Origin of the sequence: Glutamicibacter arilaitensis Re117 (assembly GCF_000197735.1) — a bacterium.
Lineage (GTDB): Bacteria > Actinomycetota > Actinomycetes > Actinomycetales > Micrococcaceae > Glutamicibacter > Glutamicibacter arilaitensis.
In genome coordinates this window covers 2450585-2476537 of the sequence record NC_014550.1, presented here as the reverse complement: position 1 = coordinate 2476537, position 25953 = coordinate 2450585, and the positions used below count along the sequence as shown (strand labels likewise).

The window sequence follows — 25953 nt, the reverse complement described above, 5'->3', positions numbered from 1 at the left end:
TTATGCTTGAGCTCCCCGATTACCCCTGGAACCAGCTTGCTCCTTACCGGAAGCAGGCGTCCGCGCATCCAGGGGGAGTCGTGGATCTGTCGATCGGCACCCCGATCGATGACACCCCGCAGCTGATCCAGCAGGCGCTAGCCGACGCCGCGAACTCCCACGGCTATCCGACCACACACGGAACGCTGGAAGTCCGCCAGGCCATCGTTGACTGGTTCGCCCGTGGACGTAATGTCACGACGCTGAGTACCGATGACGTCATGCCAACGGTGGGCTCCAAGGAAATGGTGGCTTGGTTGCCGCTGTTCTTGGGACTTGGTGCAGGCGATATCGTGGTTCGTCCCAAGATTGCCTACCCCACCTATGACATTGGTGCTCAGCTGGTCGGTGCCACGCCGATCGCCACCGATGACCTCTCGGAACTGACCGCAGAACAGCGCGCCCAGGTGAAGCTGATCTGGGTGAACTCCCCGGGAAATCCCACCGGCAAAGTCCTTGATGCCGCCCAACTGGCCGGCATCGTGGCTCAGGCCCGTGAAATGGGTGCGGTTGTGGCCTCCGATGAGTGCTACGCCGAATTGGGCTGGGACGAATACGAGGGGAAGATTCCAAGCATCCTGGACCCGGAGGTCAACGGGGGAAATCTTGATGACCTGTTCGCCCTGTACTCGCTGTCCAAGCAATCGAATCTTGCTGGCTACCGCGCCGCTTTCGTGGCCGGTGCGCCAAACTTGATGCCTGCCCTGGTCAACAGCCGCAAGCATGCAGGCATGATTCTTCCCGGCCCGATCCAGCACGCCATGGCTGTGGCCCTGAACGATGACGCCCATGTCGCCGTGCAGCGCGAGCTGTACCGTGCCCGCCGTGCTGCATTGCGCCCGGCATTGGAAAACTTCGGGTTGACCATCGAGGATTCGGTGGCTGGCCTGTACCTTTGGTGCACTGATTCCCGCCCGAGCTTTCAGACTATCGAGGCCTTGGCTGAACTTGGCATTGTTGCCGGCCCGGGAGTCTTCTACGGCAGTGCGGGGGAGCGCCATGTGCGCGTTTCCCTGACCGCATCCGATGAACGGATTGCTGCTGCCGTTGAACGGCTGAATTCTTCCGCCAATCGGTGAAGATGACAGCCTAATTAGCTTGAAAGGGTCAAATCGCGGTATGTTCTACGGTGACGACTGACCTTTCGGAACTACACGCTTTCCGGTTAGGAGATGCAATGACAGATACTACGTCTGCACAGCTACACTTTGGAGAATCCAATCTTGAGCTGCCAGTAATTCAGGCAACTGAGGGCAACGATGGATTTGGCGTAGCCCCGCTTTTGAAGACCACCGGGAACGTGACCTACGATCCTGGCTTCATGAACACCGCGGCTACCAAGTCCGCGATCACCTACATCGACGGTGACGCAGGCATCCTGCGCTACCGCGGTTACCCTATCGAGCAGCTGGCCGAGAAGTCCAGCTTCATCGAGGTAACCTACCTGCTGATCTACGGCGAACTGCCAACTGCTGATCAGCTTGCCGACTTCGACAACTCGCTGCGCCGCCACACCCTGCTGCACGAAGAGCTCAAGGGCTTCTTCGGCGGCTTCCCACGCGATGCGCACCCAATGCCAGTGCTGTCCTCGGCTGTTTCGGCCCTGTCGACCTGGTACCAGGATTCGCTGGATCCAAAGGATGACGCACAGGTCGAGCGTTCGACCCTGCGCCTGCTGGCAAAGCTGCCTGTACTGGCCGCGTACTCGCACAAGAAGTCGATTGGCCAGGCACTGCTGTACCCGGACAACTCGATGAACATGGTCGAGAACTTCCTGCGCCTGTGCTTCGGCACCGCCGCCGAGCCATACATCGCGGATCCAGATGTGGTCAAGGCTCTTGACCTGCTGCTGATCCTGCACGCAGACCACGAGCAGAACTGCTCGACCTCCACCGTGCGCCTGGTTGGTTCTTCGGAAGCCAACATGTTCGCTTCGGTTTCGGCTGGTATCCACGCACTGTCCGGCCCTGCCCACGGCGGCGCCAACGAAGCTGTGCTGAAGATGCTGCGCGAAATCCAGTCTTCGGGCATTAGTCCTGAAGAGTTCATGGCCAAGGTCAAGAACAAGGAAGACGGCGTACGCCTGATGGGCTTCGGCCACCGCGTATACAAGAACTACGATCCTCGCGCCAAGATCATCAAGAAGACCGCCCACGACCTGCTGGCAAAGCAGGGCAAGAACGAGCTGCTTGAGATCGCGATGAAGCTGGAAGAGACTGCGCTGAACGATGAGTACTTCATCTCGCGCAAGCTCTACCCGAATGTGGACTTCTACACCGGCCTGATCTACACCGCCATGGGCTTCCCGGAGAAGATGTTCACCGTGCTGTTCGCCATCGGCCGTCTGCCAGGCTGGATCGCACAGTGGCGCGAAATGATCAAGGACCCAGAGTTGAAGATCGGCCGCCCACGCCAGCTGTACATGGGCGAAACCGCTCGTGACTACCCCGGCTACCAGGCCTAAGGGAAGTTTCTAGAAACTGGTTCAAGGACCTGTCTTTCCACGCAAGTGGCAGACAGGTCCTTCACTGTTTTAAGCGGTATTTCGGGAGTATCCTTTGAGACAGGGGAAACGACAAGTGTGCCGAAAAGTCAGGTGGGATGCATGTACTCGCGTCGTGGAAATAATTGGTCTCTGGCCATAAATACCAATCAGAATATGCTGATGGCGCTGTACTTGCGCGAACTATCAGGCGTGCACCCCGCTGAAGCCGGGCCCAACAGCAAACTGGCATCGAACATCAAAAACCGCAACATCGAAGATGACTCGCACGGCCAGCTCAAGCAGGAATGGAGTTCTTGGTGGGATTCGCTGACCACCGCAGCTCCTGCCGATGAACCCAGCGCCAATGAGGAACTGATCAGGCGGCTCGAAGATGAAGGCTATCCGGCACTGGCTCGCCTAGCACGTGCGCACTATGGCCAAGCCACCGTTTTTGCCCAGCAGCATGCCCAAGACTTTGCCGAAAACAGCGGGCAATACGTGCCCCAGCGGATGGATGAGCTGGAAAGAATCCTGATCGACCACGGGGTGGAACACGAAAGCCAAAGCTGCCGCCAAGAGATCCAGCTCATTGACGTGCCTTTAGGCGAGCCAAGAGCCTGGCTGACCGGCACAGCTACCATCGTGGCCAGTACGTCGCTGCTACGCGACTCCAAGGCCTTCCAAGGCTTTATTCAGCCGATGGTGACCATCATCTTCCCCGGAGGATGAGCAGAAAACGAAGAAACTGGCAGATCACCATGGTGATCTGCCAGTATTTTGATGGGCAATAAATTAGTTGGCGTGCAGGGCGCTGTTCAGCTCCACAGTCTGGCCGGCACGAGGCAGCGCTTCGACGGCGCCGGTGATCGAGTTGCGACGGAAGAGCAGATTTGGCACACCGGAAAGTTCCAGCGCCTTGACCTGCTGCTCGTCCAAGACCACGCGGGTGCCCGCGGTGACATACAGGCCGGCTTCCACGACCGAGTCATCCCCGATGGAGATGCCCACACCGGCGTTGGCGCCCAAAAGCACGCGTTCGCCAATGACGATGCGTTCCTTACCGCCACCGGAGAGGGTGCCCATGATGGAGGCGCCGCCGCCCACATCCGAGCCATCGCCCACGACAACCGAAGCCGAGATGCGGCCTTCGACCATCGAGGTGCCCAGAGTGCCTGCATTGAAGTTGACGAAACCTTCGTGCATCACGGTGGTTCCTGCCGCTAGGTGGGCGCCGAGGCGAACGCGGCCGGCGTCGGCGATACGCACGCCAGCAGGCACCACGTAGTCGACCATGCGCGGGAACTTGTCCACTCCGTACACGGTTACATCGCCACGGGCGCGCAGCTTCAAGCGGGTGACCTCGAACCCTTCAACTTGGCACGGACCGAAGTTGGTCCACACGACGTTGGCGAGGTGGCCGAAGATGCCGTCGAGGTTGATGCTGTTGGGCTGGACCAGACGGTGGGAGAGCAGGTGCAGGCGCAGCCACACATCAGCGGTGTCAGCTGGGGCTACATCAAGATTAATGGTCAGTGAAACGACTTTTTGGGTGGTGCCGCGGGCTGCATCGTCCTGCGCAGCGGCAGCGAGTTCACCGGAAAGCTCTTCAGCCAAGGCGATTTCGCCCAAGACCGGAGCCGGGTACCAAACATCAAGGATCGTTCCATCGGAAGCGATCGTTGCCAGCCCATGGGCCGAGGCTAAACGTACAGATGATTCGCTGGATGCCACAGATTCTGAAGTCATACACTGATCGTATCTTTGTTGCCCGGAGTAACGTTGAAAATGACAAAAAAGTGAAGCTGAGAGACTCAGGAAAAGCCAGTCGTGAACGAATTGGATCTGCAGCAAGACGTTGCCCTGCTCACCGAACAGATCATGAACATTGAATCTGTTTCCGGCAATGAACAAGAAATTGCCGACAAGGTGCACCAGGCACTGCTTAAGTACCCGCATCTTGAAGTGCATCGGGACCAAGATGCCATTCTCGCCCGCACCAATTTTGGCCGCGAGCGCCGCGTGGTGCTGGCCGGACATTTGGACACGGTACCGCTGCCGCGCACCGAAGGGGCCAAGGGAACGGTGCCCGCCCAGGTTATTGACGGGGTGCTCTACGGCCGAGGAGCCACCGACATGAAAGGCGGCGTCGCCGTGCAGCTGGCGCTGGCTGCCGAGCTGACCGACGCCAAATACGATGTCACCTACGTCTTCTACGATCATGAGGAAGTCGAAGCCGCCAAATCCGGGTTGGGACGCCTAGCAAGGAACAGCCCCGAACTGCTGGAGGCGGATTTCGCGATCCTGCTTGAACCAACCAACGGCACGGTGGAAGGCGGTTGCAATGGAACGAGCCGCTTCGTCATCCGAACCCACGGCAAGGCAGCCCACTCGGGCCGAGCCTGGATGGGGCATAACGCCATTCATGATGCCGGTGAAATCCTGCGCCGCTTGGCTGAGTACCAGCCGCAGACCATTACCGTTGAGGGCCTGGAATACCGCGAAGGAATGAACGCGGTCCGGGTTGCTGGCGGTATCGCCGGCAACGTGATTCCGGATTACTGCGAGGTGGAAGTGAATTACCGCTTCGCTCCGGATAAGTCGCTGGCGCAAGCTGAAGCGGTGGTATTCGATCTTTTTGACGGCTTTGAGATCGAACGTACCGATGGTGCTGATGGAGCCAAGCCAGGATTGGATCAAGAAATCGCCGCCGACCTGATCAAGGTGCTGGGCCAGGAGCCCAAGCCCAAGTACGGTTGGACCGACGTTTCACGCTTCTCCGCCTTGGGGATTTCGGCAGTGAACTTCGGACCGGGCGATGCCCTGCTGGCGCACAGCGATGATGAGCATGTGCCACAGCAGGCTATCCGCGAATGCTTGCAGACCCTGCGCACCTGGCTGAGCTAGCGGACGCACTGGGCCAGTAGGCTTTTGCCGCAATAAAAAAATCTCCGTACCGTTTTGACTCAAACGGTACGGAGATTTTTTTGTTCTCAGCTGCTAGGCCTTGGGATCGGCAGGATCCTTTGGAGCTGGCACGTCAAGGCCTGCAGGGGCTGCGACAATTGCTGCAGCTGGGTTGGCAGGAGTATTCTTTTCCTTCTTCACACGGCTGCTCAGCCGGCTCGAGACCAGCACGGCGATCTTGCTGAGGGTGAAGTTGATCAGAATGAAGATGGCTGCTGCCACAATCAGCGCCTGCAACACGTTGCCGTTAGGCGAGGAATATGTGCGGGCGAAGAACAGCAATTCGTTGAAGCTGATGATGTAGCCCAGTGCGGAGTCCTTCAAAATGACAACGAACTGGCCGATCAACGCCGGCAACATGGCCACCAGGGCCTGTGGGATTTCAATATGCCGCAACGACATGCCACGGGTCAGTCCGATGGCAATGCCTGCTTCACGCTGGCCTCTAGGCAGGTTGTGCACGCCAGAACGTACCAGCTCTGCAACAACCGAACCGTTGTAGAAGACCAGGGCGGCAACAACTGCCCACATTGCTGTGTCGCCTGGCAGGGCCAGGGAGCGGGCGAAGAACACGTTGAAGAAGACGATCATCAGCAGCACTGGAACGGCACGGAAGAACTCGACGATCACGGTGCAGAAACCGTTGATCAGCTTGTTCTGCGAAAGCCGTCCAACGCCGAAGATCAAACCGAAGATCACCGACCCGATGATGCCGAAGAGCGCGGCCTTCAGGGTGTTCCACAGTCCGGGTAGCAGGTAGTTCTTCCAGGTGCTGCCTTCAATGAAGTCATCCCACTGGGAAACCTGCATCTGGTCCTTGGCTGCAAGGCCCATGATGATCCATGCCACGATGCCCGCAGCAATCAGGGCGCCGACGATGTTGATCAGCAGGATCCGGCGTTTGGCCTTCGGGCCGGGAGTGTCAAAGAGAATTGAGGCGCTCATCGTGCCACCGCCAGTTTCTTCGAGGCCCAGGTGGTCAACAGGCCAACAGGGATAACAATGATCACGAAGCCGATGGCGAAGGTCAAGAAGATCGGGATCACGATATCTGCTCGGAACTCAATCATGGTCTTCATAACAGAGGAAGATTCGGTGGCTACCGAACCGACCGCTGCAACGGTGGAGTTCTTGATCAGGGCAATCAAGGTGTTGCCCAGCGGAACAATCGCGCCGCGGAAAGCCTGCGGCAAGATGACCAAGCGTGCAGCTGGCAAGAAGCTCAAGCCAATGGCACGGGCAGCTTCTGCCTGTCCCAGCGGAACGGTGTTCACACCTGAACGAATTGCCTCGCAGACGAACGCAGCGTGGTAGACCGCAAGACCGACAACGGCCAGGCGGAAGAAGTTCGCTTGGAAGTCGCCGCTGAGCACGAATCCGAGCTGGCCATAAAGCGCCAGGACGCAGAACAGGATGATGATGGTCAGCGGGGTGTTACGAATCAAGTTGACGTAGCTGGTGCCAATGGCTTGGAAGCTTCCCACGGGGGAGATGCGCAGCAACGCCAAGATGGTGCCCAGGACTAGGGCGCCAATGGCGGCCCAGAAAGTTAGTTGGATATTGACCCAGAAAGCTCCGGGAATGTCGTACTCAGTGAATATGGATAAGTAATTCTCCACTGCAAGCCTCTGTCTCGATGGCCTGGAACCGGCCAAGTGGCTATGGGTCCGATACCGGGGTCAGCCGGTTATCGGAGAAACACAGATTGCAGATGGGGGCCAAACACGCTGCGTTTGGCCCCCATTGCATCAGGTGCTGCTAGGCGCAGGTATCCGAAAGTGTTGGTGGGTTGGTCTCTGCGTTTGGCTTGTAGCCGGTACCCTCGGTGTTCTTGTCCAAGGCCTTCTGCCATTCGCCGGACTCGATCATCTTGGTGATCGCTGCGTTGATGTCCGCGCACTTGTCGGTGCCATCAGGCAGGCCCACGCCGTAGTTCTCCTCGGAGAATGGAGCGCCAACAACCTTGAACTTGCCCTGGTAGGCAGGCTGTGCAGCCAGTCCGGCAAGGATGATGTCATCGGTGGTGACCGCGTCGATGGTGCCGCCGCTCATCTGAGTGGTGCACTCTGCGTAGCCCGGAAGCTCCTGCAGGTTGGTGTTCTTCGCGTAGTTGTCCTTGACCTTCTGGGCCGAGGTGGAACCGGTGACCGAGCAAAGGTTCTTGCCATCCAGGTCCTCTGGGCCCTTGATGTCGGAGTCATTCGGGACCAGCAGGTCCTGGCCGGCAACGAAGTACGGGCCAGCGAAGTCGACAACCTTGTTGCGCTCATCGGTGATCGAGTAAGTTGCGAAGATCATGTCAACCTGATCGTTCTGCAGCATGGTTTCGCGGTTTGCCGACGGTGCCGAGATGAACTCGATCTGGTCTTCGGTGTAGCCCAATTCGCCGGCTACGTACTTGGCAACATCCACATCGAAACCGGTGTAGTTGTCGCCGTCCTTGAAGCCCAAGCCTGGCTGGTCGTACTTGATGCCGATGCGGATCTTGTCGCCGTCAGCTTCGCTGCCGCCGCCTCCGCCGCATGAAGTCAGGGCCAGAGCTGCTACTGCTGCCATTGTGGCTACAGTGCCGAAACGAGTCTTACGCATTGTTCCTCCTATTGGGTGCGTGATGATGAAATTAGTGGTTGGTGATGAGCTTGCCGAGGAAGTCCTTGGCACGATCCGTCTTCGGATTCGTGAAGAACTCCTGTGGGGTGGCCTGTTCAACGATCTGTCCGTCAGCCATGAAGATCACGCGGTCCGCAGCCTTGCGGGCGAAGCCCATCTCGTGGGTGACCACGAGCATGGTCATGCCTTCCTTGGCCAGACCCACCATGGTGTCCAGGACCTCGTTGATCATTTCCGGGTCCAAGGCACTGGTTGGCTCATCAAAGAGCATAACCTTTGGTTTCATGGCCAGGGCGCGGGCGATCGCCACACGCTGTTGCTGGCCGCCGGAAAGCTGTGCTGGCAGTTTGCCTGCCTGATTGGCTACGCCAACCCGTTCAAGCAGCTGCATCGCCAACTTCTTGGCTTCTTCCTTCTTCATGCCCTTGACCTTGATCGGACCGAGGGTCACGTTTTCCAAGATCGACTTATGGGCGAAGAGGTTGAAGGACTGGAAAACCATGCCGACATCGGCGCGAAGGTTCGCTAGCGCCTTGCCTTCGTCAGGAAGGGTCTTGCCATCAATTTTGATGGCGCCGTCGTCGATGGTTTCCAGCCGGTTGATGGCGCGGCACAGTGTCGACTTGCCAGAACCCGAAGGGCCCAGGATCACAACAACCTCGCCCTTGGTGACTTCGAGGTTGATGTCGTTGAGCACGTGCAAGGCACCGTAGTGCTTATTGACCCCAGTCAGCTGGACGATGGGGCCGTCAGAAGAAGCTTGAGCCTGATGATCGCTTTTCATGTTGTAGACATTACTTGATGTGATGCCGACTACGCGACCTTCCGACCATGTCACATCGAGTTGTTATCAAACTGTTCTTCAATCAGGGGTAGGTCACATCCGAAGTTGCACTGAAGTAACCGATAGAGTGAAGGTATGGTTCATCAGCGTAAGAGTGAAGAAAATGCTCGGGTCGGGCAAAAACGCCACATCGAAGCGAGCTGGCCAGGAAAGCAACCGGAAGATCAGCTTGACCACTATCTTTTGGAAAGCCCGCAGGCGGACGTAACCCACACCGATGTGTGGCGAGTGCTGCGCATCCAGTCCGAATTCGTCAGCGGCTTTGGAAGCATGGCCGGCACCGGCCCAGCTATTGCCGTTTTCGGTTCCGCGCGCACCGATCCAAACAGCCCGTATTATGCGATGGCGCAGCGTGTCGGCAGCCGTCTGGCTGAAGAAGGCATCACGACCATTACCGGTGGCGGCCCCGGCGCGATGGAAGCTGCCAACAAGGGCGCAGCTGACAAGGATGGAATTTCTGTCGGCCTTGGCATCGAACTGCCATTTGAAACCGGGCTGAATGCCTCGGTGAACAAGGGCCTGAATTTCCGCTACTTCTTCGTGCGCAAGACGATGTTCGTGAAGTACTCGCAGGGCTTCATTGTGCTGCCTGGCGGCTTTGGCACCTTGGATGAACTATTCGAGGCCCTGACCTTGGTGCAGACCAAGAAGATCACCAGCTTCCCGATTGTGCTCGTAGGCTCCGAGTTCTGGGGCGGCCTGGTGGATTGGATGACCAATACGCTACTGGCCGAAGGCACCATTTCCGCTGGCGACTTGAACTTGTTTACCATCACTGATGATCCGGATGAAGCTGTGGACCTGGTGCTGCGTGCGCACCAGGAGCATCGGAAAGTCGGCGATCTGGCGAAGGGCGATTAGCTGATGCCTTTTCTGCTGATTGCCATTGCTGTCCTGTTGGTTGGCGCCGTCGCGCTGCTGCTCTCCAGCCAGCGGAAAAACGTGCCAGCCGGCCGGCATTTTGAATCAACTGGCGGGAACATCACCGGGTTGGTGGAGCATCAAGCCTCGTTGCCGCCGGTGCTCTTGCCCAAGAGTCCTCGCGCCCAAGACGTGGATAAAGTTCGCTTCTCTCTGGGATTGCGCGGTTACCGTTGCGACCAGGTGGATGAGGTGCTCGATGTCTTGGCTGCTGAAATCACGAACCTTGAGAATACGATTCGTGACCTTGAGTCACGGCGTGTGATTAGCGACACGGGCGAAAATTAGTAATAATAAAAGATAAGTGTCCCAACTCAGCACGGATTCCGTGCGGAGGATGGACTAGGCATTCGGTTGCATGCAGGGCAATTGCCAGTGCATGCGTTAGCCACAGACGAAGGGAACAGCTTAATGGCTGCTATGAAGCCACGCACCGGTGACGGGCCAATGGAAGTCGCAAAAGAAGGCCGCAGCCTCATCTTGCGCCTGCCAATCGACGGAGGCGGACGACTGGTAGTCGAGTTGAACAACGACGAGGCAACCGAATTGCGCGAGTGCCTGCTCAAGGTAACTGAGTAAGCTTGCCCAAGTTCTAGCTTTGCCGCACCAATAATTGTGGGACGGCAACCAAGGACCGACAGAAATGTCGGTCCTTTGTCTTGCCTGGAAGCTAGCGCTTTACGCCGGCCTTGGCCGGGAGCACAGTAGCGACGAACAATCCCTGTTCGGTAGGGAACAGGTGGGTCTGCAGGCGCGGATCTTCACGCAGCATGCGCAGTGCGTCCCGGGTCATGACCGTCGAATTGCGGCGTATCGCAGGCTTCGCCAAGCGGTGCTCATCAAAAGCGTTGTTCACGATGATGACCCCGCCGGTGCCGGCTAAACGCTTGGCCTCGGCAACGTACTCGAGCAATTGCTCAGCGCCGGCATCAATGAGCACCATGTCATAGGCGTGGTCTGCCAAGCGCGAGAGGACATTCTCGGCGCGTTCGTTGATGATGCGCGCCCGTGCCGAGGGGATGCCTGAATCGCGCAGGCCTTGGCGCATCGCGTTGGCATGCTCCAGATCCGATTCAATGGCTGTCAGGGTCACCGAGCTGCCCATCACTTCGAGCATCGCCAGGGAAGCGACGCCGACGCCGGAACCAATTTCTACGATGTTCCGAGGCTGGCGCAGAGTGCAGAGCATTTGGAGCATGGAGCGGCCCGCGGGATCGATGCACCGCACGCCCAGGTCTTCGGCACGCTCGCGAACCGCTGCGACATGCTCTGGCTCGTTGACGTGCGTCTGGGTGTAGGTCCAGCTCGCGAAGAGTTCTGGATTCATCGAAGGCATTGGTGCGGGTCCTCAAGAGTTGATTTGGCGTGGCCACTTCCAATCGTACCTACGTCGTTACCTGAAGTTGTTGAACTTGGAGGTACTCGCGCAGGGGATTCTTAGCTTCAGCTCAGCTTTCCACTACATACTTGAAGTGTGAACAATGCAGGAAGTGACGCAATCTCGACAATGATGGATGCAGAAACCACGACCCCGACATGGGGTCAAATGGTCCAAGAGCATGGCCAACAGGTGTTCCGCCTGTCCTACCGCTTGACTGGTAACCGCCAAGACGCCGAGGATCTTTCCCAAGAAGCATTTGTTCGCGCCTTCAAAGCGCTGGAAAAATACACGCCGGGAACCATGGGTGGCTGGCTGCACCGCATCACCACCAACCTGTTCCTGGATCAGGCTCGGCGCAAAAGCAAGATCCGTTTTGATCGTTTCGCCGAGGGCTCCGAAGAGCGTTTGCCTGGCACCGCGGTGACCCCGGAACGCTACTTTGAATTCAACAACCTGGATATCGATGTGCAGGAAGCCTTGCGCGCACTGTCCCCGGAATTCCGTGCTGCGATTGTACTTTGCGACATGGAGGGCTTCTCTTATGAGGAAGTCTCACGCATCCTGGATGTGAAGCTGGGTACCGTCCGTTCACGTATTCACCGCGGACGTGCCATGCTGCGTGACGCGTTGGCTCACCGCAATCCCGCCAACCGCCCAGCAAAGACCATGTCGTTGCCGCGTATTACCCGAGGCCTTCGGGCCGCTGGCTAAGCTCGTTCACGACATGTTCACCATTGGCATGGTACGGTGACTTCGCTCGTGGCACTGGAACAAGGTAAACTTTTTACGTGGACTTTATTGGTATTAATGGCGGCGAGTTCATTATTCTCGCGGTGCTTGCGGTGGTTATTCTTGGCCCCGAAAAGCTTCCCGAGTACGCCAAAAAACTAGCCAATCTGGTCAAGGAAGTTCGGCGCATGGCCAACGGTGCCAAGGAGCAGCTGCGCGAAGAAGTCGGCGACGAGGTTGCCGATATTGACTGGAAGAAGCTGGACCCACGCCAGTACGACCCTCGCCGGATCATCAAGGAAGCGTTGGTCGACGAGTTCGATGACGCAGTGAATGCGGCCAAGGGCACCGGGGGTACCACTACGGCACCTGCACCGGTGCGTACTCAAATCCCTTCGGTGACCACGCAGCAGGCGTCGCTGGCAGCCGGCGAACCGGCCCCCTTCGACTCCGAAGCTACCTAGGGTGCAAAAGACTTAGAACGACATTGGCAGCGATCGCCCGGCAAGTCCGCGCGGTCGCTGGTCCAATTTCCCGGCCAATTCACGCAAGGCGAAGGCCGCGGGAGACTGCGGAGAGCTAAGCACCACCGGACGCCCCTCATCCGAGCCCACGCGTACCGACTCCTCCAATGGAATCTGGGTCAGCAACTGGACCGGGTAATCCAGCTGCTGGGACAAGGAATCGCTGAGCTTGGCGCCGCCACCGGATCCGAAGACCTCCATGCGCGTGCCATCGGGCAGCTGCAGGAAGCTCATGTTCTCCACTACACCGATCACCTTCTGATCGGTCTGCAAGGCGATGGTTCCGGCACGTTCAGCCACCTCGGTAGCCGTGGACTGCGGGGTGGTGACCACCAGAAGTTCGCTGTTGGGCAGCAGCTGGGAGACCGAGATGGCCATGTCCCCGGTGCCCGGCGGCAAATCCAGGAACAGGTAGTCCAGGTCCCCGAAGTAGACATCGGAGAGGAACTGTTCCAGGGCACGGTGCAGCATCGGCCCGCGCCAGATCACCGGCTGATTCGAGTCCAAGAACATGCCAATGGAAATGACCTTCACCCCGTGGGCTACCGGCGGCAGGATCATGTCATCAACCCGGGTAGGGTTCTGCGAGATGCCCATCAGCGATGGGATGGAGAAGCCATGGACATCGGCATCGATCAACCCGACCTTCAGTCCCTGGGAAGCCAGCTGGCAGGCGAGGTTCGCGGTAATCGAGGATTTGCCCACGCCGCCCTTGCCGCTGGCCACAGCGATCACCCGGGTTAACGAGGACGGATCGGAGAACGGGGTGCGGCGGCTGGCCAGGGACTCGCGCAGGTCCGCGCGCTGCTGCGGATCCATGACTCCCAGATTCACATTAACCTGGTGCACGCCTGCTACGGCCTGCAAGGCGGCGGTGGCCTCGTCTTGGATGGTGGAGCGCATCGGGCAACCGGCGATGGTCAAGAGGATCTTGACCGTGGCAGTGCCCTGCGAAAGGACAGCTGATTCCACCATGCCCAACTCGGTAATGGGACGGCGAAGCTCCGGGTCGTGGACGGTTGCGAGTGCTGCTAGAAGTTCAGGAGAGTTGCTCAATGCTTAGTTGTTCTTCCGAGGCTGGCTGTGCTGGGGCTTGACGGTTTCGATCACGCCGGTTTGCGGCTGGGAATTCTTATTGCCGCCTTTTTTCCTGGCGCGCAAATGCAGCTCTTCACCATCTGTGGTTTCCAGCAGCTCTTCAAGGACATTGCGCAGCTCGGAACGCACATAGTCACGGGTGGCGACATCGCGCAGTGCTAGGCGCAGCGAGGCCAGCTCGCGAGTCAGGTACTCGGTGTCGTAGAGGTTGCGTTCGGCCCGGGCGCGGTCTTCGGTCAGCGAGACGCGGTCACGGTCATCCTGACGGTTCTGAGCCAGTAGCAGCAGCGGTGCGGCGTAGGAAGCCTGCAAGGAGAGCATCAAGGTCAGCGCGGTGAAGCCGATGGTGGCATCATCAAAGCGCCAGTTGATCGGGGCCACCGAGTTCCAGACCAGCCAGAAGGCGCAGAACACCGTCATGTACAGCAAGAACGTCGGGGTGCCCATGAATCGGGCGAACTTCTCGGTCGCCGAACCGAACAGATCCGGGTTCGGGGAGAACCGGGGCCAGAAGCGTTGTCGTGCTGCAAGCGGGGTATCCAGGCCGTTACTCTTGCGCTGCTCAGCCATAGCTGGAACTCCTTTGCTGCTGATCGGGTAGTTGGGTGCTCGTCGCTAGTCTTGCGAACGCCAGTCGTCGGGGAGGATATGGTCCAGCACGTCATCAACGGTGATGGCGCCGACCAGGCGTCCTTCTTTGTTTGTGACACCCACGCTGGTGAGGTTGTAGGTAGCCAAGTGGCGAACCACCTCGGAGATATTTGCCAGATCCGACATCGGTTCAAGCTCAGTATCTAGGATATCGCCCAGCGGCTCCGGGGGAGCGGCACGCAGCAACGCCTGGATGTGGACTTGGCCCAGGTAGCGTCCGGTGGGTGTCTCCAGCGGCGGGCGCACCACATACACGGTGGAGGCCAGCGCCGGGCTCAATTCTTCAAGACGTACCGAGGCCAGGGCCTCGGCCACGGTGGATTCGGGAGTCAGGATCACCGGAACCGGGGTCATCACAGAACCGGCGGTGCCCTCGGGGTAGGCCAGCAGACGGCGTACGTCCTTGGCTTCTTCCTCGTTCATCAGATCCAGCAGCTGGTGCTTGGTCTCTTCGCTGACTTCGGCCAAGAGGTCGGCCGCGTCATCCGGGTCCATTTCCTCCAGCACGTCTGCGGCGCGTTCAAGGCCCAAGGCCGAAAGGATCTCGACCTGTTCGCGGTCCGGCAGCTCCTGGAGCACATCGGCCAGGCGCTCATCTTGCAGGTGCGCGGCGATTTCCAGTCGGCGCTTCTCATTCATCTCATGCAGTGCGTCGGCGAAGTCTGCAGGCTTCATCTCATCGTGGGCGGCCACGAAGGTGTCAGCTGACTGAGGTTCGGTCTGAGCCCCGTGGCTGACCTCATCCCAGGAGACCAAGATCTTGTGGCGGCGGCGCGAACGCAAGCCCAGGATGTTGGCCGTAGGCTCTCCGCGCTGGACGTAGTATTCGTTGATTTCCCAGTCGCCTCGTCGGGTCTGGGTTAATCCGACGTCTTCAATGACACCGCGCCCTGATCCGTCAACGAAGGTGATCATGCGGTCGAACATTTCGGCAACCACCAGGATTTCCTGGCCGCGCTGCTGGAATCGGCGCATATTGACCAGGCCGTTGCAGATCACCTGATTGGCTTCCATGGATTGGATGCGGGTCATTGGAACGAAGACCCGTCGCTTTCCGGGCACCTCGACCACCAAACCCACGCAGGCGGCGGGTCTCTTGGGGCCGCGTGAGACCACCACGACATCGCGCAAACGGCCCAAGCGGTCGCCCAAGGGGTCGAAGACATCAAGCCCGAGCAGCCGGGCGACGAAGATTTTAGACACTTGTGCGCTCACCTTCCTAGACTATCGCGTTCCACGCCCGTTCTTGGTGTGCAAAGCCACAGGGCAAGCACTGTTTCTTTCACCCACAGCGATAGTTGCTTCACAACTAGGCAGGCTCACAGTAAACCTGTGCACAATATAGATATGACCTCGCCTCATGGAGTAAATTCGATTAGCACCAGCGGCCTTCCGCGCGGAGAATTGCTTGGACGCTACACCAGCTATCTCGACGCCCAAAAGCTCGTTGATTATCTGGCCGACAACGACTTCCCCGTCGCTGCGGTAAGCATCGTCGGCAATGACGTACGCACCGTGGAGCGAGTCACTGCAAAACTTTCCTACCCACGTGTAGCGCTGGCCGGCGCGGCCCAGGGCGGCATGATGGGCCTGTTCGTCGGCCTGCTCCTGACCCTGTTCGGCGGCGGCGGAAACGGCCTGTACCAGATCCTCTCGGCCATCGGCCTGGGCATGGCGATCTGGATGATCGCCGGGGTTATCAGCTATTCGACTCGTCGCGGCAAGCGCGACTTCGCCTCCTCCAGCCAGTTCGTGGCCACCAGCTTCGATGTCGTGGTGGACTTCGAGCATGCACAGGCTGCCAGGACCCTGGCTTCGAAGCTGCCGATGCGTCCAAATCAGGCACCGGCCCAGCCAGTAGCCCAGACTCCACAGCAGCCACAGCAGCCGCAGCCTCAGCAACCAGCTGCTGCACCAGCGACTCAGGGTGCAGCGCCTGCACCGGAAGCCGGAGCACAGCCTGCTGCTGAGCAGCCGCGCAGCGGACAGTTCCCTGACCTGCCAGATGGCCGCCCGCGCTACGGTGTGCGAGTCAACGAACCACTGCCAGCTGCCCCAGCACCAGCACAGAAGCCCGAGGAAGCCAGCGCGGCCCCGGCCGCCAGCCAGCAGCCAGGTGGCGATCACGCTACAGCCCCGGTCAGCGAACAGCAGCCAGCCAAGCAGCCGGAAGCCGAAGACCTCTCTGAGGTTGAGCCGAAGGTAGATGCTGCAGGGCAGACTCAGGCACCGGCCCAGGACGCAGAGTCCAACAAGGACTGAATCAGTTCATCCAGGCGCTCAAGGCCTGCAAGAACAACGAAAGGTCTGGTTGAAGTTACCAAGGTAACTTCAACCAGACCTTTCACTGCTTAACGCTGCAGGACTCCTTAGCCGCGCAGCTTAGCCATCCACGCTTCAACCTCATCAGGCTTGCGTGGCAGGGCGGCACTCAGGTTCTCGGCGCCATCAGCGGTGACCAGGATGTCATCTTCGATGCGCACGCCCAGGCCGCGGTACTCCTCAGGAATCGCCAGATCCTCATCCTTGAAGTACAGGCCCGGCTCTATGGTGAAGACCATGCCCTCTTCAAGTACGGCGTCCAGGTACAGCTCGGCGCGTGCCTGTGCGCAGTCGTGGACATCAAGGCCCAGGTGGTGGCTGGTGCCGTGCGGCATCCAGCGGCGATGATGCTGGCCTTCTGGATCCATGGCTTCTTCCACCGATACCGGCAAGATGCCCCACTCGTGCAGGCGCTCGGACAGCACACGGGTAGCGATCAGGTGCAGATCGCGGAACTTCAAGCCCGGCTTGGCCGCGGCGAAGGCAGCATCAGCGGCATCCAGCACGGCCTGGTAGACCTTGCGCTGGACCTCGGTGTACTTGCCGTTGACCGGCAGCGAGCGAGTGATGTCTGCGGTGTACAGCGATTCGGCTTCGACACCGGCATCCAGCAGCAGCACTTCGCCGTCCTTGACGGTTCCGGTGTTGCGGATCCAGTGCAAGATGGTGGCGTTGTTGCCCGAGGCCGCGATGGTGTCGTAGCCCAGCTCGTTACCCTCGAGTCGGGCACGGGCAAAGAAGGCGCCTTCAACGACGCGTTCGCCGCGTTCGTGGGCCATGGCCTTGTCCAGGTTGCGTACTACGTCTTCGAAACCGTTGATGGTCGCGTTCACGGACTTGCGCAATTCTGCGATTTCGTACTCGTCCTTGACCAGGCGGATTTCCGAGACGAACTCGGACAGCTCGGTATCCAGCGCATCGCTGGCTTCCAGGTCCTGGCCGGTGTTCATGCGCGAGGTATCCACCAGGGCCTCGATGTTCAGATCCACCTCTCGGACCAGGCGGATGCGGATGCCGCCCAGGGCCTGCGGGCCGGAGTTCTTCGTGATGGCCATTTCCAGCTGGTCCAGCGAATCGGTTGGCATGCCGGTGCGGGCAGAAAGTGAGGAAAGGGTTGGGCGCGGGCCCACCCAGAATTCGCCCGAACGCGAGTTCAGGTAGAAATCGGTGGTGTCGCGGCCTGCCATCGGGGCGAAGTACAGGGTGGAAACGTGGTTGGAACCGTGCTCGCCCGCGCCGTCATCGGTTGGTTCCATCACCAGAACCGCATCCGGCTCGTGGTCGACACCCAAGCCGGTCAGGTGGGCGAAGGCCGAGTGCGGGCGGAAACGGTAGTCGGTGTCATTGGAGCGGACCTTGAGCGGTCCGGCCGGAATGACGAGGCGTTCACCGGTGAAGTTTTCCGAGAGCTTGGCACGGCGGGCTACCGCGTAGCCGGCTGCGGCATCTTGTGCTGGCAAATCGGAGGTATCAGGGGCCCACGAGGTGGCCATGAATTCCTGGAATGCCTTGGACGTTGGACGCTGGGAACGGTTGTTCACACGGTCTTCCAACGGCTGATCAGTGCTTGGTGCAGATGAATCTTGATTGGTCATAGTCCAATTGTGTCACCAACAGCTGTATCCCAGCAAAGAATCAGCGCAGGGGATAACCTAGGCATATGCGAATTGACCTGCACACCCACTCCAATGTGTCCGACGGAACTGAAACTCCCACCCAGCTGATGCATGCAGCTTCGGTTGCCGGCCTGGATGTTGTGGCGCTGACAGATCATGACCAGACCACCGGCTGGGCCCAGGCCACGGAGGCGGCCTCGAAGCTTGGCTTGGGGTTCATCCCGGGCATGGAGATCACCTGCCAGGACTCCAACGGGATCAGCGTGCACCTGCTGAGCTATCTGCACGACCCGTCCTACCAGCCGCTGCTCGATGAACTGGATAATGCGCTGAACTCACGCATCATCCGCGCCCGGCGCATCGTGGATTTGCTTGCCGAGGACTACCCGATCAGCTGGGATCTGGTGGGGGAGCATTGCCTGCCCGGCTCCACCGTGGGCCGCCCGCATATTGCCGACGCCCTGGTCACTGCCGGGGTAGTGGAAAACCGCAATGAGGCTTTTGCCAATATTCTTTCTTCACGCTCGCGCTATTACGTCTCGCATCCAGCGGTCAATCCGGTCACTGCGGTGCAATTGGTGCGTGAAGCCGGTGGTGTCCCAGTCTTCGCCCACCCCAAGGCCTCAGCGCGTGGACGGGTCGTTCCGGACTCCACCTTCCACGACATGATCGATGCGGGACTGGCAGGTGTTGAAGTGCACCACCGGGACAATACCGCTGAAGGCAAAACTTGGTTGCTGGAGCTGGCCGCCGAGCACGACCTGATTGTCACCGGCTCCTCGGATTACCACGGCACCGGAAAACTGAACCGGCTCGGTGAGAATCTCACCGAGCCGGACATGTTGCAAAGAATTATTGATCAGGGGACTGGTACGTCGCCCTCAATGTAGTTGGTGCCTTCGGGCAACCGGGCCTTCATGACCTCGATGGCCTCGGGGTTCTGGTCGATCAGCACGAACTGGCGGCCCAACTTCGCGGCCACAGCGCCGGTCGTTCCCGAACCGGCGAAGAAGTCCAGCACCAGATCGCCGGGACGCGAAGAAGCAGCCACGATTCGGCGCAGTACCCCTTCGGGCTTCTGCGTCGGGTAGCCGGTCTTTTCCTTCCCGGTCGGCGAAACGATCGTGTGCCACCAGACATCGGTAGGAAGCTTGCCCAAGGCGCGCTTCTCCGGGGTAACCAGACCGGGAGCCATATACGGCTCGCGGTCCACCTCGGCCGAGTCGAAGTGGTACTGCTTGGGATCCTTCACGTAGACCAAGATAGTGTCGTGCTTGGCCGGCCAGCGGCTCTTGGCCCGAGCCCCGTAGTCATAGGCCCAGATTAGTTCATTCAAGAAGCAATCACGACCAAAAATCTGATCGAGCAGCACCTTCACGTAGTGCACCTCGCGGTAATCTAGGTGCACGTACAAGGTGCCGTCCTCAGCCAGCAACCGATGGGCTTCGCGCAGCCGCGGCTCGATGAAGCTGAGATAGTCATCAAATGTATCGTGATATGAACGAGCGATTCCCAGCTCGGTGTTGTACTCGCGTCCCTTGAAACCAGTGCGGTCGCCTTCGCCTTCGGCAGCGCGAACCATGGTGCGCTGGGCACGGGTTTGCTTGCGTCCGGTGTTGAACGGCGGATCCACATAGATCAGGGTGAAGCTTTGATCTGGCAAGGAGCCGAGGATGGAGAGGTTATCACCGTGATACACGGTATTGCCCGCGGCCTGAACGCCGGACGGCTCAGCGTCCTGCGTTCGGGCCTGGGGCAAAGCTGGTTCTTCGGGTAGAGCGAGCACCGCTGGTGTGAGTTCCTTTCGGAAAAGTTGACGGACGAGGCGGACTGCTACTTAGTCCTGGCCGCCGTCTTCGGTGCTGCGGGTGCGGCGGCGCGGGCGGCGGCGACGTGCGGTGGCGCCGCTTTCAGCCTGCTGTTCCTCGCCGGAAACGTGAGTTTCGCGATGACGCTCATTTTCACGGGCCGGGCGGTCCTGCTTGCCCTTGGAGTGGCCGTGGCGTGCGCCGTCCTGCTCAGCTGCGCCGCCCTGGGAGCTATGCTTCTGCTCGCCGTTCACGGTGCGGGTACGGGTGCGCGAGCTGCTGCGGCGGCGCGGGGTGCGTGCCGATTCATCGCGGCGCGGCGAACCGTCGCCCTCAGCCGGTGCACTCTTCTTGGCACGCTGCAAGCGTCCCTTGGTGCCCTTCGGGATCTCCAGATCAGCGAAGAAGTGCGGCGAGGAGGAGTAGGTTTCCACTGGCTCGGGAACGTTCAGGCCCAGCGCCTTGTTGATCAGCGACCAGCGTGGCACCGAATCCCAGTCCACGAAGGTGACCGCGGTGCCGGTGTTGCCGGCACGGCCGGTGCGGCCTACGCGGTGCAAGTACGTGTTCTCGTCATCCGGGCACTGCAGGTTGACCACGTGGGTGACGTCGTCCACGTCGATGCCGCGGGCGGCAACGTCGGTGGCGACCAGGATTTCAACCTTGCCCGAGCGGAAGGCCTTCAAGGCCTGCTCGCGGGCGCCCTGGCCCAAGTCGCCGTGCAGCGAACCGGCGTTGAAGCCGCGGTCGATCAGCTCATCGGACAAGCGGGCAGCCGAACGCTTGGTCTGGGTGAAGATGATGGTCTTGCCGCGGCCTTCGGCCTGCAGCAGACGGGCAACCATCTCATCTTTGTCCATGTTGTGCGCACGGTAGATCAGCTGGCGGATGTTGCGCTTGGTCAGCGAATCATCATCGCCCGGATCCTGGGCACGGATATGGGTTGGACGGGTCATATAGCGGCGGGCCATGGTGATCACGGCGCCGGGCATGGTTGCCGAGAACAGCATCGCCTGGCGTACTGGCGGCAGGGCGGCCAGGATGCGCTCGACGTCGGGAAGGAAGCCCAGATCCAGCATTTCGTCGGCCTCATCCAGGACCACGGTCTTGACCTGCTTGAGGTTCAGCACGCGCTGGCGGTTCAGGTCGATCAGGCGTCCTGGGGTGCCAACGATGACGTCGGTGCCGGCCTTCAGGGCGTTGATCTGCTCTTCATACGGGCGGCCGCCGTAGATGGTGGTGATCGAGATGTTCGAGTGCTTCGAAGCCTGGGCCAGATCGGCACCGACCTGGATAGCCAGCTCGCGGGTTGGAGCCACGATCAGCGCCTGCGGGGCACCGGGGAATTCAAGATCTTCGTAGCCCTTGTCGCCTTCGCGAACCACGCGCTGCAGCGCAGGAATGCCGAAGCCCAAGGTCTTGCCGGTACCGGTCTTGGCCTGTCCGATGATGTCATTGCCACCCAGTGCGACCGGAAGGGTCAGGGCCTGGATGGGGAAGGGGTACTCGATACCGGCTTCCGAAAGCGAAGCAACAATGTCTTCGCGTACTTTCAGATCGGCAAAGCTCTGCTTGGCTGGCTCTGCTTCAACTGATTCGTTGTCTAGTGGTTCGGCAGCCTGTGCCGAAAGAGTCGTGTCAGTCACGATGTCTTTATTCTCGTTTCATGTGGGCGCAGCCCCTGCTCCTTCTTGGCTTGTCATAAGCCGCGAGCTTCTGGGTACTGCGCGAGTCCAGCGGAGCCGATCGCTTCGTTCACATTAGATGCCTTCGTCAAGCACCTGCGGGATGGTGACCGCTGGGAAGTCACCACAAAACTGTTTCATCTATCAGCCCATTGCGATCGGGCATCCTATTTACTAATAGGCCAAGCATAACTGGTTTTGCCGCAAAACCAGGGTTTGCGAGTCCTAGGCCACGATTTCGAAGCCGATCTTACGCGTTTTGGGATCGGCCTGGACCAGTTTCACCCGCACCAGGGTTCCTGGCTTCGCGCTGCCGGTGAACTGGCCGGTGACCGGATCCTGCACTAATTGCAAGGTTCCGGGACGCAGGCTTCCATCGTCCTTGGCCACCGCGTCCTTGAGCACGATAGCCTCGAATTCTTCCCCGATGCGGGACTTGAGTACGTAGGCTTCGAGCAGGTCAACGGCCGCATTATTAACCCTGTTCGCGGCGATCGAGCTGGTGCGCATCAGCCCCGGCAGCTCATCGAGTGCCGCGGTGAGCTGATCTGGGATCGGCTGCCCGGTGGACAGCAAGTAGCAGGTGAGCAGCACGAAGCGGTCTACCAGCCGGCGCAGCGGGGCCGTGGTGTGCGCGTAGGGCGCGGCCAGCGCGGCCTGTATCAGTTCTTCTTCTGGCTGCCCGGCAATGACCTGGTAGTCCGCGCCGCGGAATAGTGCTGCGGCGCGATGCATGATCACCAGTTGCTTGGGGTCGCTGACATCCAAGGTGTGCAGGTACTGCCCGTAGCTGATGGACGAATCCCAAGGCTTGCCCAGCAGCTGTGTCTGGGTGCGGAATTCCTGCTTGTCTTCTTCATCCGGGGCCGGCATGGTGCGCAGGATGCCTACCCCGGCCTTGAACATGATGCGCGCGGCGGCGATTCCGGTTACCAGGGAGATCTGCGCGTTATGCTCTTCCAGCGGCAAGGGGGCGCGGCTGACCAGCTTGTAGCCTTCGCCGTCTTCCTCGATTTCCTGGTCCGGGAGATTCAGCGAAGCCCCTCCGCGCAGCTGCTCTTGGTTGAGCCGGGCCGCACCGATTTCGGCGAGCAATTCCAATTGCTCGTCCGGTTCCCCTGAATCGAGCCGGGCTTGGGCCGAAGCGTAGTCCAGTTGGGCGCGCGAACGAATGCGTACGCGTTTGAGCTCTACCTCGCCCAGTGCTCCATCGGCGTCCAAGGAAATTTTCCAGTGGAAGGCCGGACGGGTCTGGTCAGGCAGCAGCGAACCTTGATCTTCGGAGATCAACGGCGGGTGCAAGGTGATCTTGCGATGCGGCAGGTAGTAGGTCTGGCCGCGTTGGCGGGCGACCTGGTCCAGCTGGCTGTCCAGTGCAACGAAGGCCGGCACGTCCGCAATCGCGTAGTGCACGGTGTAGCCCTGGTCGTTGCGCTCCAGGAACATCGCCTGGTCCAGATCGGTGGCGCCCACCGGATCAATGGTGAAGAACGGGATCTGCGTGGCGTCTTCTTCAGGAAGCTGGAGTACGGCTACCGCCTGTTCTGCGGCCTGCAGGGTTGGCTCATCGAAGGGGTCCGGTACCTCGAACTCGGTTTCCAGGCCCAGCAGGAGCTGGGCCAACGAGCTGGCGGGCACGGGGCGGGGGCTGTGGATTCGTCGTTCAGTCACCCTTTAGGAATATCACGACTAGGTGAAGCAAATCACTATTTGATGCAAAGAGATGGCCGGTTTCGCTTTGAAGCGAAACCGGCCATTCACTGCCAAGGCGATGCTTTGGCAGTCAACAAGCGCTACTGTGCGAAGCCGACGCGGCGAACTTCTTCTGGGCCAACCTCAACGTAGGCGATGCCAGCTGAAGGTACCAGGACTTCGCGACCCTTCAAATCCTTCAGTGCCAGAACTGAGCCGTCGGCGATAGCCTTTGAGACCAGTTCGTTGACTTCTGCGTTGCTCAGCTCGGAGTCAAGTACAACTTCGCGGGCGACATTCTGAATGCCAATGCGGATTTCCATGATTCTCGCAGATCCTCTCGAACGAAATAGGTGTCCCGAATGGGTCCTCTGATGACTAATTTATCTAGTTTTCTTTCGGGAACTGTGAAATTCCGCGCCAAGCTAAACGGGAGATCAGTTCGACAGCCGAGTTCTGGTCCACCGCGGAATCGCTGGTAGCCCAATAGCGTGCCGAAATCTGGGACAGTCCGGCGAGTCCGCGGCCAATGAGCAGGCCTTCGTCTTCGCTCATATCGGTATCTTCAACAACGACCCGGGCGATGGATGAGGCCAGTGAGCTGTTGAACTGTTCAATGCGATGGGCGATGAGCGGGTCGGAGAGCACATCGGATTCGAAGATCAGGCGGTAGGCCTGGGATTCGCCCTTGATGTAGCTGTAGTACGTGTTGATGGTGGCGAAGACGCGCTCGCGGTTATCTTCGGTGGAGCGGATGGCTTCATCCAGCTGCCGGCTGAAGTCGGCAAGGTGCGAATCCAGCAAGGCTAGATAGAGTTCGCGCTTGCCGGGGAAGTGCTGGTAGAGCACTGGCTTGGAAACCAAGGCGACTTCGGCGATTTCATCCATGGAGGCGCCATGGTAGCCATGGGCAACGAAAACCTGGTGCGCTGCTTGAAGCAGCTGGCGGCGTCGCGCTTCACGGGGCATCCGTTGCGGGCGAGTGCCTTTGCTATTTTCGAGTTCCGTCATGTCCAGTGGGGCCTTTCCAGCTGCAGAGCGCTCAGCTCCCAAGTCATTGCGGGAATTCTTGAGAGGTGACCTACTTGGAAGTAGTATTGCATGCTTCTATCCGGAAAGTGGAAATATACAGGCGGAAAAGTAGATTTCCTACGCGGTTTTGGTTTCTGGGACTGCCGGGCAGCTGGCTTCGGGTTGTGCCGGCTGCGGCATTGCAGGCTCGGGCTGGGCGAGCTCAAGGCCGTAGAGGGTTTCCAAAGCCGAGACGTATTCGCTGGTGCGGCCTTCGCCTGCCAATTCGCGGGCGCGGACCGTAGGCACGTGCAGCAGCTGGCGCACCATGCGGCGCATGGCAAGCTCAACTTCTTCTGCCGCGGCGCTGCAGCCGTGCTGGGCACGGACCTTGGCGATCTCGGCATCCAAAACCGCCTTGGTGTGCTGGCGCAGTGCGACAATTGCGAAGTCCGCTTCGCGTTCACGCTGGGCTGCGGCAAACTCCGCAGTCGCGTTCTTCACGATGCGGCTGGCCGCATGCACGGCCATGGCCTGTTCGGTCGGAGCGGCCATGCGCACCGATTCCAACGTGATCAGCTCGACCTGCGGCAGCTGGGCCAAGGTTGGATCGAAATCGTGGGTCAATGCCATGTCGATGGCGACCAGCGGATGGTTCTTCACGCGCAGCGATTCAAGTTCAGCACGCGAAAGCTGGTGCCCGCCGCCGGAGCAGCCGACGATGATGTCCGCTTCACGCAATGCTTGCGGCAGCAGTTCATCGGTTAGTGGGAAGCCGCCGCGCTTGGCGGTGAAATCTGCGGCACGTCCGGAGCTGGAGTACACCGAAATGCGGGCAACGCCGCGTTCCTTGAGCAGGGCCATGGTGGCGCCGGCGTAGGAACCGGTGCCGAAGAGCACGACATCCTGTTCAGCCCAGGCGCGGTCCCCGTCCATGAGCTCTTCAGCCAGATCCAAGGCCACAGACACGACGGACTTGCCCTGGGTACCCAGATCGGTGTTCGAGCCGACGTCCTTGGCTGCACGGGTGGCGTTCTGGAACAGGCGGGTGAGATTGCTGGTGGTGGTCTTCTCCTGCTGTGCCTGAGTCAATGCACGGCGGACCTGTCCGGCGATCTCGCGTTCGCCGACAACAGCTGAGTCCAGTCCGGCACCGACCGAGAAGAGATGCTCGATAACCGGATCGCCTTCCAAGGTGGTCAGGCGGCGGGCCAGGAAGTCAGGGGAGAGGTCGGTGCTGGATGCCAGCTCGCTGACCAGATGTTCTGCAGCGTCTTCGACATGATCTACGTCAGCGTAGACCTCGAAGCGGTTGCAGGTGGCCAGCACGACGGCACCATTGATAGCCGCCGAACCGTTCACGGAGGCAGCTGCCAGCCCGTCGGCCGAGGCACTGATTTGTGCGACGGTCTCCAGATCGAGCTGCGAATGCGATGCGACAAGAGATAAGAAAACCACAGTGACCCTAGAATAGGCCGGAAAAAACTGCCAGACAATGCAGGCGTGCCTAAATTCGCATGGTTCCAAGGGGTTAGTTTGCTCACCTTCCCCTGCGGGCGAACGCACTTAATGG

Annotated in this window: 27 protein-coding genes; 11 read left to right on the top strand and 16 right to left on the bottom strand. The window is 59.8% G+C overall.

All coding sequences use genetic code 11. The features are described 5' to 3' along the window. Nucleotides 1-2: 2 nt before the first annotated feature. The 3 genes from dapC (at nt 3) to AARI_RS11790 (ending at nt 3253) form a co-directional block, all read left to right on the top strand. Nucleotides 3-1118 (top strand): succinyldiaminopimelate transaminase, encoded by a 1116-nt coding sequence (gene dapC / locus AARI_RS11800; RefSeq protein ID WP_013349520.1) that lies wholly within the window; start codon nt 3-5, stop codon nt 1116-1118. Between the two features lie 98 nt (nt 1119-1216). Continuing rightward, a complete protein-coding gene (locus AARI_RS11795) occupies nt 1217-2503 on the top strand; it encodes a citrate synthase (RefSeq protein WP_013349519.1) in 1287 nt (428 codons plus the stop codon). A 201-nt stretch (nt 2504-2704) separates the two neighbouring features. Then, complete coding sequence (locus AARI_RS11790; protein WP_157867139.1) at nt 2705-3253, top strand: hypothetical protein; 549 nt, start codon at nt 2705-2707, stop codon at nt 3251-3253. A gap of 63 nt (nt 3254-3316) precedes the next feature. Here the strand turns inward: AARI_RS11790 and dapD are convergent, their stop codons facing one another. After that, nucleotides 3317-4270 (bottom strand): 2,3,4,5-tetrahydropyridine-2,6-dicarboxylate N-succinyltransferase, encoded by a 954-nt coding sequence (gene dapD, locus AARI_RS11785; RefSeq protein ID WP_013349517.1) that lies wholly within the window; start codon nt 4268-4270, stop codon nt 3317-3319. 81 nt (nt 4271-4351) lie between these two features. Between dapD and dapE the strand changes: the two genes are divergently transcribed. After that, nucleotides 4352-5428, top strand: a complete 1077-nt coding sequence (gene dapE, locus AARI_RS11780; RefSeq protein ID WP_013349516.1) for a succinyl-diaminopimelate desuccinylase — start codon at nt 4352-4354, stop codon at nt 5426-5428. Nucleotides 5429-5521: 93 nt separating this feature from the next. Here dapE and AARI_RS11775 read toward each other — a convergent pair whose 3' ends face one another. The 4 genes from AARI_RS11775 to AARI_RS11760 all read right to left on the bottom strand — a co-directional run bounded on the left by AARI_RS11775 (nt 5522) and on the right by AARI_RS11760 (nt 8840). Beyond that, entirely contained in the window at nt 5522-6433 is a 912-nt protein-coding gene (locus AARI_RS11775) for an amino acid ABC transporter permease (protein ID WP_013349515.1), read from the bottom strand. Further along, nucleotides 6430-7107, bottom strand: coding sequence for an amino acid ABC transporter permease (locus tag AARI_RS11770; RefSeq protein WP_013349514.1), 678 nt, complete (start codon nt 7105-7107; stop codon nt 6430-6432). Before AARI_RS11770 ends, AARI_RS11775 begins: the two co-directional genes overlap by 4 nt. Nucleotides 7108-7246: 139 nt before the next feature. Then, a complete protein-coding gene (locus AARI_RS11765; protein WP_013349513.1) occupies nt 7247-8077 on the bottom strand; it encodes a glutamate ABC transporter substrate-binding protein in 831 nt (276 codons plus the stop codon). A gap of 31 nt (nt 8078-8108) precedes the next feature. Next, the gene (locus AARI_RS11760) at nt 8109-8840 is read right to left on the bottom strand and encodes an amino acid ABC transporter ATP-binding protein (protein WP_041649900.1); all 732 of its coding nucleotides are present in this window, start codon (nt 8838-8840) and stop codon (nt 8109-8111) included. A gap of 177 nt (nt 8841-9017) precedes the next feature. On the opposite strand from AARI_RS11760, the gene AARI_RS11755 reads away from it, so the two are divergent. The 3 genes from AARI_RS11755 (at nt 9018) to AARI_RS18955 (ending at nt 10442) form a co-directional block, all read left to right on the top strand. Continuing rightward, complete coding sequence (locus AARI_RS11755; protein WP_013349511.1) at nt 9018-9803, top strand: LOG family protein; 786 nt, start codon at nt 9018-9020, stop codon at nt 9801-9803. A gap of 3 nt (nt 9804-9806) precedes the next feature. After that, entirely contained in the window at nt 9807-10151 is a 345-nt protein-coding gene (locus AARI_RS11750) for a DivIVA domain-containing protein (protein ID WP_013349510.1), read from the top strand. A gap of 123 nt (nt 10152-10274) precedes the next feature. Further along, nucleotides 10275-10442, top strand: a complete 168-nt coding sequence (locus tag AARI_RS18955) for a DUF3117 domain-containing protein (RefSeq protein WP_013349509.1) — start codon at nt 10275-10277, stop codon at nt 10440-10442. A 91-nt stretch (nt 10443-10533) separates the two neighbouring features. Here AARI_RS18955 and AARI_RS11745 read toward each other — a convergent pair whose 3' ends face one another. Further along, nucleotides 10534-11199: an O-methyltransferase gene (locus AARI_RS11745; protein ID WP_013349508.1), complete on the bottom strand. Its 666-nt coding sequence runs from the start codon at nt 11197-11199 to the stop codon at nt 10534-10536. Nucleotides 11200-11370: 171 nt separating this feature from the next. Here AARI_RS11745 and sigE point away from each other — a divergent pair, with 171 nt between their 5' ends. Together sigE and AARI_RS11735 are read left to right on the top strand one after the other, a co-directional pair. Next, on the top strand, nt 11371-11955 hold the full coding sequence (gene sigE / locus AARI_RS11740) for an RNA polymerase sigma factor SigE (protein ID WP_013349507.1): 585 nt from the start codon (nt 11371-11373) through the stop codon (nt 11953-11955). A gap of 77 nt (nt 11956-12032) precedes the next feature. After that, nucleotides 12033-12437 carry a sec-independent translocase gene (locus tag AARI_RS11735; RefSeq protein WP_013349506.1) on the top strand — a complete coding sequence of 135 codons (405 nt, stop codon included), beginning with the start codon at nt 12033-12035 and terminating at the stop codon, nt 12435-12437. 12 nt (nt 12438-12449) lie between these two features. On the opposite strand, the gene AARI_RS11730 is transcribed toward AARI_RS11735, so the two are convergent. Genes AARI_RS11730 through AARI_RS11720 form a run of 3 tightly spaced genes read right to left on the bottom strand, consistent with a single transcriptional unit; the run spans nt 12450 to nt 15461 of the window. Continuing rightward, entirely contained in the window at nt 12450-13553 is a 1104-nt protein-coding gene (locus AARI_RS11730; RefSeq protein WP_013349505.1) for an Mrp/NBP35 family ATP-binding protein, read from the bottom strand. A gap of 3 nt (nt 13554-13556) precedes the next feature. Further along, nucleotides 13557-14165 carry a DUF1003 domain-containing protein gene (locus AARI_RS11725; protein WP_013349504.1) on the bottom strand — a complete coding sequence of 203 codons (609 nt, stop codon included), beginning with the start codon at nt 14163-14165 and terminating at the stop codon, nt 13557-13559. Between the two features lie 45 nt (nt 14166-14210). After that, nucleotides 14211-15461 (bottom strand): magnesium transporter MgtE N-terminal domain-containing protein, encoded by a 1251-nt coding sequence (locus AARI_RS11720; RefSeq protein ID WP_041648870.1) that lies wholly within the window; start codon nt 15459-15461, stop codon nt 14211-14213. A gap of 132 nt (nt 15462-15593) precedes the next feature. Here AARI_RS11720 and AARI_RS11715 point away from each other — a divergent pair, with 132 nt between their 5' ends. Next, nucleotides 15594-16508, top strand: coding sequence for a general stress protein (locus tag AARI_RS11715; RefSeq protein WP_013349502.1), 915 nt, complete (start codon nt 15594-15596; stop codon nt 16506-16508). Between the two features lie 107 nt (nt 16509-16615). Here the strand turns inward: AARI_RS11715 and AARI_RS11710 are convergent, their stop codons facing one another. Beyond that, entirely contained in the window at nt 16616-18163 is a 1548-nt protein-coding gene (locus AARI_RS11710) for an aminopeptidase P family protein (RefSeq protein ID WP_013349501.1), read from the bottom strand. A gap of 65 nt (nt 18164-18228) precedes the next feature. On the opposite strand from AARI_RS11710, the gene AARI_RS11705 reads away from it, so the two are divergent. Then, entirely contained in the window at nt 18229-19074 is an 846-nt protein-coding gene (locus AARI_RS11705; RefSeq protein ID WP_013349500.1) for a PHP domain-containing protein, read from the top strand. On the opposite strand, the gene AARI_RS11700 is transcribed toward AARI_RS11705, so the two are convergent. From AARI_RS11700 to AARI_RS11675, 6 genes are all read right to left on the bottom strand, one after another. Continuing rightward, nucleotides 19044-19943 carry a DNA-methyltransferase gene (locus AARI_RS11700; protein WP_049862740.1) on the bottom strand — a complete coding sequence of 300 codons (900 nt, stop codon included), beginning with the start codon at nt 19941-19943 and terminating at the stop codon, nt 19044-19046. The genes AARI_RS11705 and AARI_RS11700 overlap by 31 nt on opposite strands. Before the next feature lie 78 nt (nt 19944-20021). After that, complete coding sequence (locus AARI_RS11695) at nt 20022-21638, bottom strand: DEAD/DEAH box helicase (RefSeq protein ID WP_013349498.1); 1617 nt, start codon at nt 21636-21638, stop codon at nt 20022-20024. Nucleotides 21639-21902: 264 nt separating this feature from the next. Continuing rightward, the gene (locus tag AARI_RS11690) at nt 21903-23348 is read right to left on the bottom strand and encodes an RNB domain-containing ribonuclease (RefSeq protein ID WP_049862634.1); all 1446 of its coding nucleotides are present in this window, start codon (nt 23346-23348) and stop codon (nt 21903-21905) included. A 122-nt stretch (nt 23349-23470) separates the two neighbouring features. After that, complete coding sequence (locus AARI_RS11685) at nt 23471-23692, bottom strand: DUF3107 domain-containing protein (protein ID WP_013349496.1); 222 nt, start codon at nt 23690-23692, stop codon at nt 23471-23473. A 64-nt stretch (nt 23693-23756) separates the two neighbouring features. Further along, nucleotides 23757-24380, bottom strand: a complete 624-nt coding sequence (locus AARI_RS11680) for a TetR/AcrR family transcriptional regulator (RefSeq protein WP_013349495.1) — start codon at nt 24378-24380, stop codon at nt 23757-23759. A 138-nt stretch (nt 24381-24518) separates the two neighbouring features. Next, entirely contained in the window at nt 24519-25838 is a 1320-nt protein-coding gene (locus AARI_RS11675; protein WP_013349494.1) for a glutamyl-tRNA reductase, read from the bottom strand. Nucleotides 25839-25953: the final 115 nt, after the last annotated feature.